We start from the raw sequence: 16363 nt of genomic DNA, 5'->3' as shown, positions 1-16363 counted from the left end.
TCTGCTGGCGCCTTGCTACGAACGCGGCGCGGAGTACATTTCCTCGATGACCGTTTCGAAGTCCTTTATCACCTGGGCCCGCTTCACCTTCATGGAAGGGGTCAGGTGCCCGGAAGCCTCGGTGAAGTCCGCCGGAACGATCCGGAAGGACTTGATGGCTTCGGCCTGCGAGACCGACGTGTTTGCCGCGGTGATCAGGTCCTGCACCGCCGCCTTCACTACCGGATTGCCCGCGGCCTGCTCGAGCGTCGTGTCCGCTGGAAGGCCGTGGCGCTGGAGCCAGCCCGGCAGTGCTTCCTGGTCCAGGGTCACCAAGGCGCCGATGAAGGGCCTGTTGTCGCCCACCACCAGGACCTGGGAGACCAGGGCGTCGGCGCGGATCTGGTCCTCCAGGAGGGCCGGGATCACGTTCTTGCCGCCGGCGGTAACGATGATCTCCTTCTTCCGCCCGGTGATCCACACGAAGCCTTCCTCGTCCAGCCGGCCGATGTCTCCGGTGTGGAACCAGCCGTCGGTGAACGCCTCGCCGGTGAGGTCCTCCCGTCGGTAGTAGCCCCGCATGACGCAGACGCCCTTGGCCAGGATCTCGCCGTCGTCGGCGATCTTGACCGCGTTGCCCGGCAGCGGCTTGCCCACCGATCCGATCTTGATCCGTGACGGCGTGTTGACCGTGATGGGAGCGGTGGTCTCGGTGAGGCCGTATCCCTCCAGCACCTGCAGCCCGATTCCTTGGAAGAAATGACCCAGCCGCTCGCCCAGGGGGCCGCCGCCGGACACGGCGTGCGCGACGTGTCCGCCCATTGCCGCCCGCAACTTGCCGTACACCAGTTTGTCGAACAGGGCGTGGCGCAACTTCAGGCCCAGCCCCACCCGTCCGTCCTGGCGTGCCTTGGAGAACGCAATGGCGGTGTCGGCTGCCCGGTGGAAGATGGCGCCCTTGCCGCCGTCCTCCGCTTTGGTCAGTGCGGAGTTGTAGACCTTCTCGAAGACCCTCGGTACCGCCAGGATGAAGGTGGGCTCGTAGCTCTGCAGGTCGCCCAGGAGGTTCTTGATGTCGGGGGTGTGGGCCACGGTGGTGCCGGCGGCCATCGCAAGCACGGAAATGAAGCGGGCGAACACGTGGGCCATCGGCAGGAACATGATGGTCTTGGCGTTCTCGTGGACGATGTCGCCGATGATGGCCAGGGCGTTGTCCGAGAGCTCCACGAAGTTCCCGTGCGTCAGCTCGCAGCCCTTGGGCCGTCCCGTGGTTCCGGAGGTGTAGATGATGGTGGCGACGTCGCCAAGGTTCGCTGCGCTGCGTCGCTTTTCGAGTTCTTCATCGCTGACGTCCCGGCCGGCATCGCGGAGCGCGTCCAGTCCCTGGCCCTCAAGCTGCCAGACGTGCTGCACGTCGGTGAGCCCCTCAGCCGTAACGGCCTGGCGGATGACGTTCTCGTGGTGCGCGGATTCGCCGAAAGCGGCCACAGCGCCCGAATCCCCGAGGTTCCAGGCGACCTGGGACGGGGACGACGTTTCATAGATGGGGACCGACACTGCACCGGCGAACCAGATGGAGAAGTCGACCAGTGCCCACTCGTAACGGGTGCGGGACATGATGCCCACGCGGTCGCCTGCAGCAACGCCGCTGGCGATCAGGCCCTTGGCCAAGGCTCTGACATCTGCCAGGAAGTCCGTGGCGGCAACGTTCTGCCACGCGCCCCCGGCATCCAGGCGCGAAAACAGTGCCGGATTGCTGGCCTTGCCTGCCTGCCGCAACACCAGGTCGGTGATGTTGGATTCGGGTGGGACAACAACCAGGGGCGGAACACTGAATTCGCGCACTATAGCTCCTTTGATATCTGAAGTCCCGCGCAGGGGGTTGCCTAAAGACTAATACCCCGGGCGGGACTGTGCAGTACATAAACCTACTGGCGAGTAACTTAGCCGTCAATGAGAGCCGTGTGCGGCCGCGTATGTCAAGACAATTCCGGTGCCCGCCTAGAATGGTGGACTATGTACGGAGCGTTGCCCGGCGATCAGGCCGGCCCCCTTGGAAGACCGGCTCCCTGGCGGCGCCGTCCCGCCATCCAGCGCGCCGGACGGTTGCACGGCGGCGGCGTCCGCGGGCACCTCCGCCTTGGCCGCAAGGGATTGGCCATCGGGATCGATATCGGGGGGACCAAGGTCGCCGCGGGCGTTGTGGACGCCGAAGGCCGGATTCTCAGCGAAGCGCGCCGGTCCACGCCTGGCACCGACCCGCGGGCGGTGGAGCAGGTCATTGTCGAACTCGTCGAGGAACTGGGCCGGGGCCACCGCATCTGGTCGGTGGGAATCGGCGCCGCAGGGTGGATGGACCTGGCCGGCGGAACCGTCCTCTTCAGTCCGCATCTGGCCTGGCGCAACGAGCCTCTCCGCGAGAACCTGCAACGGCTCCTTCGCCGTCCCGTACTCCTGACCAACGACGCCGATGCTGCGGCGTGGGCGGAATGGCGCTTCGGTGCCGGCCAAGGGGAGGACCGCCTGGTGTGCATCACCCTTGGGACTGGACTCGGCGGGGCCATGGTGATGGACGGCAGGGTGGAACGCGGCCGCTTCGGAGTTGCCGGCGAGTTTGGCCACCAGATCATCATGCCCGGCGGCCACCGGTGCGAGTGCGGCAACCGCGGATGCTGGGAACAATACGCATCGGGCAACGCCCTGGGCCGGGAGGCCCGGCTCCTCGCCCGGGCAAATTCGCCCGTAGCCCAGGACCTGCTGGCGGCTGTGGGCGGCCGTCCGGAAGCAATCACGGGTGCCATCGTCACGGAACTGGCCCTGGCAGGCGACCGTGCCTCGCGCGAACTGATCGAGGAAGTGGGCGAATGGCTTGGCCTGGGACTGGCCAACCTGGCCGCAGCCCTCGATCCAGGCATGTTCGTCATCGGCGGGGGCTTGTGCTCTGCGGGTGACCTGCTGGTGCAGCCGGCCCGCAAGGCGTTCTCCCGGAACCTCACCGGCCGTGGCTTCCGGCCGGAAGCGGCCATCGAACTGGCGGCCCTGGGTCCCAATGCCGGCCTGATCGGCGCAGCCGACCTCTCCCGCGTCAGCAGCCGCGTCAGCAGCTGACCTGGCCGGGGAGCCCTGCTAGACCCTCGCGCCGTCGTCGTCGCCGTTCTTTTCCTGCGGCAGCTTCATGATCAGGTAAACGGTCGCGAGCACGAAGACGGCAACAATGCCGACGATCGCCAGCAGGGGTGCCGACCGCCAGAACATTGCCGACAACAGCAGCGCCACCGGTCCGCCCACGGCTCCCAGCCACGCCAGCATGGTCAGCGGATCGGTGCCGGCCAGGCTGGGCGGCTCCTCGGGCACGAACTCACCGCCGTCGTCGTCAACCTCATAGTCGCGGGGTCCCTCGGACGGGCCGGCAGGCTCCGTGCCCGTCCCGCCGGCGGCTGCCGCCTGGCGCTCCGCCGCCGGCATCCCTGCCAGCCCCAGGGGGTCGAAGTCCTGGAACGACGGCGGCTGGTGGGTTTCCGGCGCTCCGGACACCTTCCCGGACGGTGGCAGCTGGCCGCCTGCCGGGGTATCAGGGCGCGTTGCCACGGTGTCCGATTCGAGCCGTGCCACCAGGTCCAGCCAGACGGCGTCATCCTGGCTGGCCCCCGGATCCGGCTGGCCCGGGTCATGCCTGTTCATGGCGGCCCTCCTGCCCAGCAGCGGCGGGACTGGCCGGGGGCGCGGCGTTCAGGACCCGCCGAATGAAATCCACCGAGCCCTCGAAAATCAGATCTGCGTCGTTGTCCAGGGTGGCGACGTGGTAACTGTTTTCCAGCCGGACCACGTCCAGGGGTGCGTTCGCCAGCCCGCGCCGAAGGACAGCCATGCTGGCATCGGACACCACATGGTCCACGGTTGACCGGTACACCTGGACCGGGGCGGTGATCCGGGGGAGGAGCCGGACGGTGTCCTTGAACATCTTGTTGAGTTCGTGGGCGGCGGCCACCGGGGTGCGTGCGTAGGCGCCCTCATCCACGCCGGCTTTGAGGATGTCGTTGCCGATGGACGGGGTGCTCTTCAGGACCAGCTTCAGGATGCCCGCCAGCGGCGCGCGGGGGTCGTCGACCACCAGGCCGGGGTTCACCAGGACCACTCCCGCCACCGGCCTGGTTGCGGCAATCCTCAGCGCCAGGGCACCGCCCATGCTCAGCCCGGCAGCGAAAACCCGGTCGCACTGGGAGTCCAGCTCGAGGAACGCTTCATCGAGGGCGCTGTGCCATTGCTGCCAGCGGGTCCGGGAGAGGTCCTGCCACGTCGTGCCGTGGCCCGGAAGCAGCGGCATCCGGACGGCGAACCCAGCCTCGGCGAACGCCGTGGCCCAGGCGCGCAAACCATGCGGGCTTCCCGTGAAGCCATGGGACAGGACGATTCCGGTGCGGGGACCCTCGCCGCTGAAGGCACTGGAGAAGGGGCTGTGGTCGGGGCCGGAGGTCATGGGGTCTCCAAGGTACTGGTGCGGCGGGCGTGGGCGGCGACGAATGCTTCCGATTTCTCGAAGATCGCGGGCGCGTCCACGTCCAGAGTAGCCACATGTCCGCTGCTGGCAAGCTCCACCACCTCGGCGAGGTTTCCCCGCAGCCCTTTCTCCAGGAGGGCCAGGGATGATGGCGGGACCACGGCGTCCGTCCGCGATTTGAAGACCTGGACCGGGGCGTCCACTTTCGGCAGCCCGCGGATTGCGGCACCAAAGAGCTTCTTGAGCTCATGCACGGCCGCCAACGGAGTCCGCGAATAGTCGCCGTCGTCCGTTGCCGCCGCCGTAGGTTGGTCCTCCTGGATGGGAATCGTGGTCCGCTGGAAGTACTTGAGGACACCGATCACGCGCACCCGGCGGTCATAGAAGCTCAGGCCCGGGTTGACGATGGTGACCCCCGCAGCGTGGTGGCGGGAGGCCGCAAGCAGGGCGATCGCGCCGCCCATGGAGAGGCCGGCGGTAAACGTCATTTCCGTCCGCGCGGAAAGATCCAGGAAGGCTTCCTCGTAACTGCGGTACCAGTCCTGCCACCCCGTTCGGGCGAGCTGGCGCCAGTGGGTCCCATGTCCCGGCAACAGGGGAACGGACACCGCGTATCCCTGGTCCGCCAGGTGGGTTGCCCACGGCAGCACGCTTAGCGGGCTGCCGGTGAACCCGTGGCAGATGGCGATGCCAATCCGCGCATTGGGGCCGTGACCTGGATAGCTGAAAGCGGCCGGACGGGGCGGGGTGCTGCTTTCAGTCATGACTCCATCGTGTCACTGTTCCTGCCAAATCTCACTAGAGTAGGGTTGCATTGAATCGCTGGCCAGGCCCGACGCCGGGGCTGGAAGCCGCCTTCCGGAGAGGTTCGCCACGTGTTCTATTGGGTCATGAAAAGGATCTTCCTCGGTCCGGTGATCAAGATGCTTTTCCGGCCGTGGGTCAAGGGCCTGGACAACATCCCTGCGCAGGGGGCCGCCATTATCGCCTCCAACCACCTGTCATTCTCGGATTCCATCTTCATGCCGCTCATGGTCCGCCGCCCGGTGGTGTTCCTGGCAAAGTCGGAATACTTCACGGGAACCGGGATCAAGGGCAGGTTGACGGCGGCGTTCTTCCGCCTGACCAACCAGCTGCCCATGGACCGGTCCGGCGGTGCGGCCTCGGCGGCGTCCCTGAACGCCGGGATGGACGTGCTCACCTCCGGCGGCTTGCTGGGCATCTACCCCGAGGGCACGCGCAGCCCGGACGCCCGGTTGTACCGCGGGAAAGTGGGTGTTGCCCGGCTGGCGCTGCAGGCGGGAGTTCCCGTCATTCCGGTGGCCATGATCGGCACCGACAAAGTCCAGCCCATCGGCAAGCGGCTGCCCAACATCCGCAGGATCGGCATGATTTTCGGCGAGCCGCTGGATTTCAGCCAATACCGCGACCAGGCGGAAGACCGCACCGTGCAGCGGCTTGTCACCGACGAGATCATGACCAACCTGATGCGGCTGTCCGGCCAGGAGTACGTGGACGAGTACGCCGCCGTGGTCAAGCTGCGGCTTGCCGGCAAGCCCGTGAAACCCCAGGCGGCAGCCGAGCCACTGGCCGCGCCGGTCGCCGCCGACGGCGAGTTCGTCCAAGGCAGCGGCCCGATGGCCCCGGTGGAAGGCACTCCGGCCCCGGAGGACGACGCCGGGACATCCGCCGCCAAGTAACAGCACTGGGCTTTCCTGTGCTGTTATGACGCCGGTGCCGGGCTGAGTGACGACGCTGTGCCCGCCGGTCCCGCCCGGACGCTAGTCTTAGATGGTGACTGAGCTATCCGCAAAACCTGCCTTTTCGCTGTCCAGTACCGCCCAGAGCGGGGCGGCCAACTATCCCGGACTCGACAATTGGCGGGACCTTCCCATCTCGCAGCAGCCCAGCTGGCAGGACCGCGGCGTCTTCGAGGCCTCGGTAAAGGAACTTTCCGTCCTCCCCCCGCTGGTTTTCGCCGGTGAAGTGGACGTGCTGCGCGAGCGGCTCGCCGCCGCGGCCCAGGGCAAGGCCTTCCTGCTGCAGGGCGGCGACTGCGCCGAAACGTTCGAGGCCGCCACGGCGGACAAGATCAGCGCCCGCGTCAAGACCATTCTGCAGATGGCGGTGGTGCTCACATACGGGGCGGCAATGCCGGTCATCAAGATGGGCAGGATGGCGGGCCAGTTCGCCAAGCCCCGTTCCTCAAACGACGAAACCCGCGACGGCGTCACGCTTCCCGCCTACCGCGGCGACATTGTCAACGGCTACGATTTCACGCCCGAGTCCCGCGGCCATGACGCCGCCAGGATGCTCCGCGCCTACCACACCTCGGCGTCCACCTTGAACCTCATCCGGGCCTTCACCCAGGGTGGATTCGCGGACCTCCGCTCGGTACACCAGTGGAACAAGGGGTTCACCGAAAACCCGGCCCACGCGCGCTACGAGTCACTGGCCCGGGACATCGACCGCGCCATCAAATTCATGGACTCCTGCGGCGCCGACTTCGAAGCCCTCAAGCGGGTGGAGTTCTTCGCCAGCCACGAGGCATTGCTGCTTGATTACGAGCGCGCCCTGACGCGCATCGACTCCCGCACCGGTTTCCCCTACGACACCTCGGCCCACTTCTTGTGGATCGGGGAGCGCACCCGGGAACTGGACCACGCACACGTCGACTTCCTCTCGCGGGTGCGCAACCCCATCGGGGTCAAGCTCGGCCCGTCCACCACTGGTGATGACGCCCTGCGCCTGATCGACAAGCTGGACCCTGACCGCGAGCCCGGCCGCCTGACCTTCATCACCCGCATGGGTGCCGGCAACATCCGCGAGAAGCTGCCTGCCGTCGTCGAGAAGGTCACAGCGTCCGGTGCCCAGGTGCTGTGGGTCACCGACCCCATGCACGGCAACACCGTCACGTCGCCCAACGGCTACAAGACGCGCAATTTCGACGACGTCATCGACGAAGTGCGCGGCTTCTTCGAAGTGCACCACGGGTTGGGCACGGTACCGGGCGGCCTGCACGTGGAGATGACCGGCGACGATGTGGCCGAGTGCCTGGGCGGCGCGGACCCGATCGACCAGGATGCCTTCCTGGACCGCTATGAATCCGTGTGCGATCCCCGCCTGAACCATATGCAGTCGCTGGAAATGGCGTTCCTCGTCGCCGGGGCCCTCGCCAAGAACTAGGCCAGGTTGGGGCCGGCACTGCCGGCCCCAACCTCCTACACCACGGTGATGGTGATGACGGAACCCTCCGGGACCTTCCGGTTAACCGGTTCCTGGTCCCGGACGGTGCCGAAGAAGCCGCCGAGGATGTTGTTGACCCGGACCTGGAAGCCCAGCGCTTCCAAGGCCTTCCGCGCGTCTGCAGCCTGCTTGCCGATGAAGCTGGGGACATCCACCATCTTTGGCCCCTTGGAAAGGGTCAGGGTGACCGTCCCGCCGCGGGTCAGTGTCCCGGTGGCCGGAGTCTGGCTGACCACGGCGCCCTCGGGAACGGATTTGTCGAACACCGCATCGGGTGATGTGTCGGCAGTGAGCCCCGCGGCCTTAATTGCGGCGACGGCGTCGTCCTTGGCTTTGCCCACGACGGAGGGAACGGGGATCGGCTGCGGTCCCTTGGATACCACCATCTCCACAGGCGTGCCGTGCCGGGCTGGAGTGCCGGCCGCCGGATTTTGCGAGAGCACCGTGCCGGCCGCGGTTTGGTCGTCATACTGTTCGTTGACCGGGCCCAGCGCCATTTGGGCTGCGTTGAGGGCGTTCTTCGCGTCCGTCAGGGTTCCGCCCGTGAGTTTGGGCAGGGGGAAGAGCTGCGGTCCCTTCGAGACCAGCAGGGAGACCGGTTGGAATTTCCGGATCTCCGTTCCGGCGGACGGATCGCTGCCCACCACCAGCCCGGTGGGCACCTGGTCATCGAAGACATCGCTGGTGGTGGAATGGAAACCCACCCCGTTGAGCAGCTGCTGGGCCTGCGCCACCGTTTTATTGGCGACGGCCGGCACCTCGGCCGCGGCGCCTGGTCCCATGCCGAAAAACCATCCGGCGCCCGTGGCCAGCAGGGCGGCAACAATAAGCACGACAATCCACACGATGCCGCGTCGGCGGGGGTTGCCCTCCCGGAGTGTCCGCGCCGGAGTGGCGGCCGCCCGCGCGCGGACCTTTTCGTCCTCCCTGTCCGACCGGCGCTGCGCCCGCTTGCTGAGCCGGGGCGGCGGCGCAGTCCAGGCGTCGTCGGCGTCGTCGGCGTCGTCGGGAAGTGCGAGGTCCGGCCGCCTGGAGTGGAACATCAGGGCTTCCGTAGCAGCCCCGCCGTCCGTGCTGTCCTGCTGCAGCGGTTGCCGTCCGGGGGGATAGCCGGGGGCAGCCGGCCGTGCGGGGGGGATCAGCGTTGTGGGATTGCTGGCGCGGGCCAGGACCTCGGTCTGGTGCTGGGCCGTTGCTGCTGCAGCTGCGGGCGGCTGCAGGTCAAGTTCGGCATCCGTGAGGTTGGTCCGGATGTGGCGCAGCTCCTGGAGCAGCGCATTGCCGTCGACCGGCCGGTTTTCCGGATCATTGGCGGTGCACCACTGCACCAGCTCATCGACTTCCGCTGCGAGGCCGGGAACCAAGGCCGACGGCGGCCCGACCGTTCCGTTGACATGCTGGTAGGCGACCTGGATGGGGACGTCACCCTCGAACGGCTGCCGCCCCGTCAGCATTTCGTACAACATGATGCCCACGGAATAGACATCGCTGCGCTCGTCCGCCGGTTGGCCCAGGACCAGCTCGGGGGAGATATAGGCGACGGTGCCGATCAGCGCACCGGTGCTGGTGGAACTGGTGACCGCGCGGGCCAGGCCGAAATCGCCAATCTTTATCCTGCCGTCATCGGCGATCAGGACATTCTCCGGCTTGACGTCCCGGTGGATGAAGCCTGCTGCGTGCGCGGCTCCCAGGCCCTCCACCACGGGGTCGATCAGGGCCAGCGCCAGCCGCGGCGAGAGGGCGCCCCGTTCCCTGAGGACGTCCCGAAGCGTGTGGCCCTTGATGTACTCCATGACGAGGTAGGCGGTGTTGCCGTCGTTGCCCTGGTCCAGGACACCCACCACGTGCGGGTGCGAGAGGCGCGCGGCGGCCTTCGCTTCGCGGCCAAGCCTGCCAAGGAAGCTTTCGTCGGCGGCGAGGTGCGGGTGGAGCACCTTGAGCGCCACTTCGCGGTCCAGCCTCTGGTCGACGGCCAGGTAGACGGTGGACATTCCGCCGCGGGCGAGTCTGGAGGCCACTGCGTAGCGGTTGTCCACCAGTGTCCCTGCAAGGGGGTCTGTCACGTGTTCCTGCACCTTACGATCCTAATCCCGCGGCAAAAGGCATCCGAAACGGAAGCGGGTCCGAACCGGTAACGGTTCGGACCCGCGGTGTTTCATCCGGAGCCGGTGATGCCCGGGGGCTCAGCTGTAGTTTTTCTGGTTTGCCTTGATAGCGGCTACGTAGGCCTTGGTGTCGTCGTACATTCCGTACTTGCTCACCGAGTACTGGCCTTGGTAGTACCCGGCGATGGCCGTGTCCTGGTCCTTGCTGGTTGCCAGCAACTGGCGAAGGATGGCGATGCCTGCCGTCGCGTTGTCGTAAGGGTCGAGCAGGTTCAGCTTGCGCCCGACCAAGTCGGATGCCCACTGCCCGGAGCTGGGAATGACCTGCATGGTTCCGATCGCGTTCGCCGGTGACACGGCCCGCTGGTTGAAGCCTGACTCCTGGTAGGCAAAGGCGAGGGCCAGCGAAGTATCCACGCCCATTCGACGGGCGGTATCCGCCACGATGTTCTTCATTTCATCCCTCGAAGGGACGGGGGACGCGTTGAGGAGGGCTTTGTTCTCGTTGGCCGAACTCACGACCGCTGCCGGGTAGCTGAAGCCGAGGAAGGTGCTGGGGACCAGGGGAGCGGGGGCAGGCTGCGGGGCTGCGGGGGCGGGCTGCGGGCCTGCCTGTCCGGCGCCGCCGGGGATGATCAGTTTGCTGCCGGGGTAGATGACGGTGGTCATGCTCAACTGGTTCGCGGAGAGCAGGTCCGACAACTTGACCCCGTGCCGGGAGGCAATGGCTGAGAGGGTGTCACCGGCCTTGATCGTGTAGGAACCGGAGGCCGGAGCGGACGTGACGGCCAAGGCGGGTGCAGGAGCAGCCGGGGCGGGAGCCGCCGGTGCCGGTGCAGCAGGGGCGGGAGCGGCGTTTCCGGCGCTGACCTTGATCTTCTGGCCCGGGTAGATGATGGAGCGCATCGACAGGTTGTTCCAGGCAAAGACGTCGGAGAGGCCCACATTGTGCCGCGCGGCAATGGCACCCAAGGTGTCTCCAGGCTTCACCGTATAGGTTGCGCCGCCCGGGGCTGCCGGAGCCTGCGCTGCCGGAGCCGGCGAGGGGGCTGCCGGTGCTGCCGAGCCGGACAGTTTGATCTTCTGGCCGGGGTAAATGATGGTGTTCGGCTGGAGGTTGTTCAGCTTGAGGATTTCCCCTGTGTCCAGTCCGAAGCGGCCGGCGATCGCGCTCACGGTGTCGCCCCGGACGATGGTGTACTCCGCAGGGGGCGCCGGCTGTGCAGGCTGCAGGGTGGCCGGAATGGTGGTGGAGACAGAAGAGGCGGGGATGACCGCGCCGGAAACCTGGGCAGCTGCCTGGGCTTTCATGGCCGCTGCAAGGCTGCTGGGAATGGTGCGTACCGGCTGCGCTGCCGCTGCGGGTTGGGCAAGGGCCAAGGATGACAGGACAACCGCTGGCAGTGCCGCGGTGGTGGCGGCAATCATCGGCAGGCTCGGCTTGGGGGGCTGCTTGGGCGAGCGGGACATCGACATGGAAAGAATCCTCTTCTCAACTGCGGGCGCGGACGCGGGCGGGGATGCCGCTGTCAATCTTGATACTACTGTGACTTAAGTTATTCGTGTTACAACTGTGATCAAAGTGAATCTCTCACGAATTTGCGATTAGCACAAGAAGCCGGAGAATGCCCGGAATGGCCACTTTCATGGAGTGTCCCGGGGCGGCCAGGCAAATGAATTGCCCCGACTAGGCGACAAGGTACGCAGCGTGGCAACCTTGGTCCGTGAGTAATGTAGAAAACCTGGTGGGTGAGTGGTTGCCGCTGCCCGACGTCGCACGTTTGTTGGATGTTTCCGTCACGAAGGTCCATGGCCTGATTGACGACCATGCTTTGGCCGCGGTGCGGGTTGGGGAGCGGAAGATCCGTTCGGTTCCCGCAGAATTCATCCAGGATGGCCAGGTAGTGGACAGCCTTAAAGGCACCATTGTGGTGCTCTCCGATGCAGGTTATTCGGATGAAGACCTCATTGTGTGGCTGTTTACCGCCGATGAATCATTGCGCGGCCGCCCTATTGATGCATTGCGGGAAGGTCGCAAGACGGAAATCAGGCGCAGGGCCCAAACTCTCGCCTGGTAAATTGCCGCTTTAGGAGGCTCGGCTGACGGTTGCTTCAGCCAGCCTCCGCAGGGCGGTCTTGGGCAGGTCTTCCAGTTCGAGTTCCTCGAGGGCATCAAATGCCGCGGCACCGAATTCCCCGATCAGGACCTCCGTAGCCTGCAGCGCGCCGGAATCCTCGATGATCCGCCTGATGTCGAGGATGTCCGCCTCGGAAAGATCGGGGCTGCCGAGGCTGGCGTCGATAAAGGCCGACTCCGCGGGTGATGCCTGGTCCAGGGCCAGCGCCACCAGGACCGTGCGCTTGCCCTCCCTTAAATCGTCCCCCGCGGGCTTGCCCGTGGTCAGCGGATCGCCGAATACCCCCAGGACGTCGTCGCGGAGCTGGAATGCTTCGCCGAGCGGCAGGGCGAACGCCGAGTAGCCGCGGAGCAGCTCGTTGGACGCTCCAGCCAAGGCTCCGCCCAGTGCCAGCGGATGTTCGGTGGAGTACTTGGCGCTCTTGAACCGGATGATGGACTGGGCCCTGCCGACCGCTCCGGCGCGGTCCCGGACCGGCCCTGCCACTTCCTCTAGGATGTCCAGGTACTGTCCGGCCATTACCTCGGCGCGCATGAGGTTGAAGATCAGCCGTGCCCTGCTGCCTGAGGCTGCACGCTCGCCGATGTCGGTGAACGCTTCCTCGCTGAAGGACAGGCAAAGGTCGCCGGCAAGGATGGCTGCTGCCTGGCCGAAGCGTTCGCCGTCCAGGGCCCAGCCCTGCGCGGTATGCAGCTGGCTGAAACGCCGGTGCACGCTGGGACCGCCACGCCGGGTGTCCGAACGGTCGATGATGTCATCGTGGATCAGGGCAGCGGCCTGGAACAGTTCAAGGGCGGCACCTGCCGTCACAACCTGGCTGGCTCCGGCCTCCCCGCCGGCGCCGCGCCAGCCCCAGTAGCACATGAGCGCCCGCAGGCGCTTGCCGCCGGTGACCAGGTTCGAGATGGAGCCCATGATGGGCTCGATGTCCGGCGAGATGCCGGACATGATGGACTGTCGCTGGGTCAGGAAGCCGGTCAGTTCGCCGGCCACTCCCGCCACGAAGTCTGCCTGTTCATTCCTCAGCTGCTCCGCGGCCGTCACTTGGCCGACTCAGCTGCGACGTTCGCGCCGATCGTGAACGTGGAAACGCCGGAAGCCTCCACCACCGCGAGGTTCACGGTCTCATTGTCGCCACGGACGAAGTCCTTGGAAGCAACCCCGCCCACGGTATCGCCCGGCACCGCCTTGAAGCCCTGGCCTTCGAGGGCCTTGGTGTAGAAGTCGATGACGGCGCTGGTGGGAGCCGATACCGTGCCCACCAGTGCGGCCGCTGCCGGGGTGGATGCCTTGTCAAAGCTGCTGGACACCACCGTGGCCCCGGTCATCAGGGGAAGAAGCTGCTGGGGAAATCCTTCGACGACGGCGCCGACCGTTGCCGACGTGTTGGGGGATGCCGACGGGCTGGGCGAGGCCGTGAGGGTGGACTGCGTGGCGGCAATGGAAGCGGTCTGGGAGGACTCTGCCTGGCCTGACGGGGCTTGGCTGCACGCGGCAAGGGCGAGGACCCCGACGGCGGCAAGCGCGGCCAGGCCAGCTGGCTTAAAGTTTCCAATAACCGTCACAGAGACTTTCCTCCTGGTGTTGTGGGCGGAATCAGCCTCCAGTTTAGCCAGCCTCCGGAGGGGGCGGCGCAAACCGATAGGATTGCAGCCGTGGTGCCCGCAGGTATGAACCAGCCAGCCGCCGCGCCCCTTCCGGGCCGCCGGCGTTCCTGCATCATGCATGTGGACATGGATGCCTTCTTTGTCTCTGTCGAACTCCGTACCCGCCCCGAACTCCGCGGCAAGCCCGTGATCGTTGGGTTCCCGGGGGAACGGTCCGTGGTCCTGTCGGGTTCCTATGAAGCCCGGGCTTTTGGAGTGAAGTCTGCGATGCCCATGGCCGTGGCGATGCGGATGTGCCCGCAGGCCGTGGTGATTGAACCCCGGCACAAGCTCTACTACGAGGTCTCCGGGCAGCTGATGGCGATTTTCGAATCCATCACCGGGCTCGTGGAGCCGTTGAGTGTTGACGAAGCCTTCCTTGACGTCACCGGTGCGCTGCGCCGGCTGGGGCCGCCCCGGGGGATCGGGGAGCTGATCCGGCGCAGGGTGGCCTCGGAGCTGGGGATCACCGCCTCGGTGGGGATAGCGGAAACGAAGTTCGTGGCCAAGATCGCCTCCACCCGGTGCAAGCCCGACGGGCTCCTGATGATTGGGCCCGACGAAACCGTTCCGTACCTCCACAGCCTCCCGGTTGGCGCACTGTGGGGCGTCGGCGCCAAGACGGGTGAGGCGCTGGCGAACATGGGCATCAAGACCGTGGCCGACGTCGCGGCAACCCCGGTCTCCTCGCTAAAGAAGGTCCTCGGCGCCGCCGGGGAACACGTGCACCAGCTCGCCTGGGGCATTGACCCCCGTCCCGTGACCCCGGTGCGGCTGGAAAAGAGCATCGGGGCGGAAGAGACGTTCGCCGTGGATACGGCCGACGACGCGCTCCTGAGGCGGGAACTGCTCCGGCTGTCCCACCGGACGGCGACGCGGCTGCGCAGCTCGGGCATGGTGGCGCGGACCGTAGCCTTGAAGCTCCGGTTTGCAGACTTCTCCACCATCACCCGCAGCAGGACGGTCCACACCCCGGTCGACAGCGCCCAGCTGATCTATGCGGTGGTACTCCAGCTGTTGGAGTCCCTTGGAACCAGGGCAATGACCGTGCGGCTCGTGGGGGTCCGGGCCGAACAGCTTGAGGAAGCGGCGCGGACCTCGCTGCAGCTGAGCATCGACCGCAGGGATGAGAACTGGCGGGCCGCCGAGCAGGCGCTGGACGAGGTAACGCGCAGGTTTGGCAGCAAGTCTGTCCTGCCCGCACGCCTGATGGAGCCGGACATCCCTTCAGGGGACGGAACGGCAGGTCCGGCCTGACCGCCGAAGTCATTGCCGTCTTTCAGATCAGGCCTCAACAATCTATCCTTGGATATACATAGTTTTCGAGTGAATGGACTTACTGCCGGACCCTCTTGGACATGCTCCCGCCCCCGCGACTGCATGTAAGGTTCCCGTCTTGGCCGCCGCCGGCCGGACGGGAACTTTCCAGCTACAGCAGACGTTCTAGGGGTCAGAAGTAGTGGCTGGGATCAGCCCGGACGTTGGCCTACAAAAGGAGGTCGTGATGCCGCTGTCGGAGCACGAACAGAAGCTGCTTGAGCAGCTTGAGAAGCAGCTTCACGAGGACGATCCGAAGTTCGCGAACTCGATGGGTTCGGACCCCGGGCGGTCATGGTCCACGAGGCACGTGGTCATCGGAGTCCTGTGCGCGCTTGCCGGCGTCTTCCTGTTACTGGTTGGCGTAACCCTGCAGAACATTTTCGTCGGCGTCCTGGGCTTTGTGGTCATGGGCGGCGGAGTATATTTTGCCACCATGCGCAGTTCCCGGGGCCGCCCTGGTTCCAAGGCCGGAACGGGAAAGGCCGGCAAGCCCCGGAGTTCCTTCATGAGCAGCCTCGAGGAACGATGGGACGAGCGCCGCAGGGGAGAGTCCTGAGCGGCCTCCCGGCTAAGCCGCCCCGCCCCTCCATTTCGCTCCCCTGACGTCGGGGAATCGCACGTAAAGGCCCGCTTCGGCGGGCCTTTCCTTGTTTAACCGGCGGGTGGCCGCCTCATGGTCCCGAGTGGGCCGGTTTTGGGTAAAAGTCCTCCACTTTCCACCACCAGGGCATTTTCCGCATCTTTTCAGGGGTGACATCCCATAAACGCCGCGCTGGAAAGGCCGTTTTGCGTTGACTGTGGTGGAAAGTGGAGTAATGTGGAGGACATAAGAGGGTGGTTGCAACACAGGGGATGTGCAGTTCCTGACGGCGGACAGGCGGTGGGCCAGTGTTTCTGGGCACTCACTCGCCACGTCTGGATGAAAAGGGACGGATCATTCTCCCCGCAAAGTTCCGGGAGGAGCTTGCCAGCGGGCTGGTGCTCACAAGGGGCCAGGAACGTTGCATCTACGTCTTCAGCGAGAAGGAATTTGCACGGGTCCACGAGCAGATGCGGGAGGCGCCAATCTCCTCCAAGCAAGCACGTGACTACATCCGCGTTTTTCTCTCTGGAGCCTCGGACGAGGTACCTGACAAGCAGGGGCGCGTGACCATTCCACCAGCGCTCCGGGAGTATGCAGGACTCGGAAGGGAACTTGCCGTGATCGGCGCCGGTACCCGCGCCGAGATCTGGGACGCCCAGGCTTGGAATGAATACCTTGCGGAGAAGGAAACCGCCTTCTCCGAAACTGACGATCCCATTCCTGGCATTCTCTGAATCCGGAACGGGCAGCAGGTGGCTTCTTGGATGAGATCTCCAGCCGGCCCATCGGCTGCCAACCTGGCTCAACTTCCCCTGAGCCAGGCGGGCAGGACGGTAGGCGCGGATGGG

The 16363-nt window shown here is 66.0% G+C and carries 15 protein-coding genes; 7 read left to right on the top strand and 8 right to left on the bottom strand.

Annotated elements, in window-relative coordinates; genetic code table 11:
- Window positions 1-15: 15 nt before the first annotated feature.
- Window positions 16-1824, bottom strand: coding sequence for a long-chain fatty acid--CoA ligase (locus DC347_RS20825; protein WP_109864338.1), 1809 nt, complete (start codon window positions 1822-1824; stop codon window positions 16-18).
- 171 nt (window positions 1825-1995) lie between these two features.
- Here DC347_RS20825 and DC347_RS20820 point away from each other — a divergent pair, with 171 nt between their 5' ends.
- Window positions 1996-3087 carry an ROK family glucokinase gene (locus DC347_RS20820; RefSeq protein ID WP_240617889.1) on the top strand — a complete coding sequence of 364 codons (1092 nt, stop codon included), beginning with the start codon at window positions 1996-1998 and terminating at the stop codon, window positions 3085-3087.
- A gap of 18 nt (window positions 3088-3105) precedes the next feature.
- Here DC347_RS20820 and DC347_RS20815 read toward each other — a convergent pair whose 3' ends face one another.
- Genes DC347_RS20815 through DC347_RS20805 form a run of 3 tightly spaced genes read right to left on the bottom strand, consistent with a single transcriptional unit; the run spans window position 3106 to window position 5241 of the window.
- A complete protein-coding gene (locus DC347_RS20815; protein WP_109864336.1) occupies window positions 3106-3660 on the bottom strand; it encodes a hypothetical protein in 555 nt (184 codons plus the stop codon).
- A complete protein-coding gene (locus tag DC347_RS20810) occupies window positions 3647-4456 on the bottom strand; it encodes a carboxylesterase (protein WP_109864335.1) in 810 nt (269 codons plus the stop codon). Before DC347_RS20810 ends, DC347_RS20815 begins: the two co-directional genes overlap by 14 nt.
- Window positions 4453-5241: a carboxylesterase gene (locus DC347_RS20805; RefSeq protein ID WP_018763535.1), complete on the bottom strand. Its 789-nt coding sequence runs from the start codon at window positions 5239-5241 to the stop codon at window positions 4453-4455. Before DC347_RS20805 ends, DC347_RS20810 begins: the two co-directional genes overlap by 4 nt.
- A 111-nt stretch (window positions 5242-5352) precedes the next feature.
- Here DC347_RS20805 and DC347_RS20800 point away from each other — a divergent pair, with 111 nt between their 5' ends.
- A complete protein-coding gene (locus tag DC347_RS20800) occupies window positions 5353-6177 on the top strand; it encodes a 1-acyl-sn-glycerol-3-phosphate acyltransferase (protein ID WP_109864334.1) in 825 nt (274 codons plus the stop codon).
- A gap of 91 nt (window positions 6178-6268) precedes the next feature.
- Window positions 6269-7663: a class II 3-deoxy-7-phosphoheptulonate synthase gene (locus tag DC347_RS20795; protein WP_018763537.1), complete on the top strand. Its 1395-nt coding sequence runs from the start codon at window positions 6269-6271 to the stop codon at window positions 7661-7663.
- A 35-nt stretch (window positions 7664-7698) separates the two neighbouring features.
- Here the strand turns inward: DC347_RS20795 and pknB are convergent, their stop codons facing one another.
- Window positions 7699-9798: a Stk1 family PASTA domain-containing Ser/Thr kinase gene (gene pknB / locus DC347_RS20790; RefSeq protein ID WP_109864333.1), complete on the bottom strand. Its 2100-nt coding sequence runs from the start codon at window positions 9796-9798 to the stop codon at window positions 7699-7701.
- 108 nt (window positions 9799-9906) lie between these two features.
- Window positions 9907-11304, bottom strand: coding sequence for a lytic transglycosylase domain-containing protein (locus DC347_RS20785; protein ID WP_109864332.1), 1398 nt, complete (start codon window positions 11302-11304; stop codon window positions 9907-9909).
- A 248-nt stretch (window positions 11305-11552) separates the two neighbouring features.
- Here DC347_RS20785 and DC347_RS20780 point away from each other — a divergent pair, with 248 nt between their 5' ends.
- Complete coding sequence (locus DC347_RS20780; RefSeq protein WP_026265088.1) at window positions 11553-11906, top strand: Rv2175c family DNA-binding protein; 354 nt, start codon at window positions 11553-11555, stop codon at window positions 11904-11906.
- Between the two features lie 9 nt (window positions 11907-11915).
- Here the strand turns inward: DC347_RS20780 and DC347_RS20775 are convergent, their stop codons facing one another.
- Window positions 11916-13010, bottom strand: coding sequence for a polyprenyl synthetase family protein (locus DC347_RS20775; protein WP_109864331.1), 1095 nt, complete (start codon window positions 13008-13010; stop codon window positions 11916-11918).
- Window positions 13007-13531 carry a hypothetical protein gene (locus DC347_RS20770; RefSeq protein ID WP_109864330.1) on the bottom strand — a complete coding sequence of 175 codons (525 nt, stop codon included), beginning with the start codon at window positions 13529-13531 and terminating at the stop codon, window positions 13007-13009. Before DC347_RS20770 ends, DC347_RS20775 begins: the two co-directional genes overlap by 4 nt.
- Before the next feature lie 105 nt (window positions 13532-13636).
- Here DC347_RS20770 and dinB point away from each other — a divergent pair, with 105 nt between their 5' ends.
- From dinB to mraZ, 3 genes are all read left to right on the top strand, one after another.
- Window positions 13637-14869 (top strand): DNA polymerase IV, encoded by a 1233-nt coding sequence (dinB, locus tag DC347_RS20765; protein ID WP_018763543.1) that lies wholly within the window; start codon window positions 13637-13639, stop codon window positions 14867-14869.
- A 247-nt stretch (window positions 14870-15116) separates the two neighbouring features.
- Window positions 15117-15488 (top strand): DUF3040 domain-containing protein, encoded by a 372-nt coding sequence (locus tag DC347_RS20760; RefSeq protein WP_018763544.1) that lies wholly within the window; start codon window positions 15117-15119, stop codon window positions 15486-15488.
- A gap of 332 nt (window positions 15489-15820) precedes the next feature.
- Window positions 15821-16249 carry a division/cell wall cluster transcriptional repressor MraZ gene (mraZ, locus tag DC347_RS20755; protein WP_018763545.1) on the top strand — a complete coding sequence of 143 codons (429 nt, stop codon included), beginning with the start codon at window positions 15821-15823 and terminating at the stop codon, window positions 16247-16249.
- The last annotated feature ends 114 nt before the right edge of the window (window positions 16250-16363 follow it).

Origin of the sequence: Pseudarthrobacter sp. AG30, assembly GCF_003116525.1 — a bacterium.
Classification (GTDB): Bacteria; Actinomycetota; Actinomycetes; order Actinomycetales; family Micrococcaceae; genus Arthrobacter.
The sequence above is the reverse complement of the archived record's forward strand: the minus strand, read 5'-3'. Positions and strand labels throughout refer to the sequence as shown.

What these genes read in the sequence shown, in the direction of transcription:
- dinB (WP_018763543.1), top strand. Translation starts at nt 13,637, where the DNA reads ATGAACCAGCCAGCCGCCGCGCCCCTTCCGGGCCGCCGGCGTTCCTGC.
- DC347_RS20820 (WP_240617889.1), top strand. Translation starts at nt 1,996, where the DNA reads ATGTACGGAGCGTTGCCCGGCGATCAGGCCGGCCCCCTTGGAAGACCG.
- DC347_RS20785 (WP_109864332.1), bottom strand. Translation starts at nt 11,304, where the DNA reads ATGTCGATGTCCCGCTCGCCCAAGCAGCCCCCCAAGCCGAGCCTGCCG.
- DC347_RS20795 (WP_018763537.1), top strand. Translation starts at nt 6,269, where the DNA reads ATGGTGACTGAGCTATCCGCAAAACCTGCCTTTTCGCTGTCCAGTACC.
- DC347_RS20805 (WP_018763535.1), bottom strand. Translation starts at nt 5,241, where the DNA reads ATGACTGAAAGCAGCACCCCGCCCCGTCCGGCCGCTTTCAGCTATCCA.
- DC347_RS20810 (WP_109864335.1), bottom strand. Translation starts at nt 4,456, where the DNA reads ATGACCTCCGGCCCCGACCACAGCCCCTTCTCCAGTGCCTTCAGCGGC.
- DC347_RS20815 (WP_109864336.1), bottom strand. Translation starts at nt 3,660, where the DNA reads ATGAACAGGCATGACCCGGGCCAGCCGGATCCGGGGGCCAGCCAGGAT.
- DC347_RS20760 (WP_018763544.1), top strand. Translation starts at nt 15,117, where the DNA reads ATGCCGCTGTCGGAGCACGAACAGAAGCTGCTTGAGCAGCTTGAGAAG.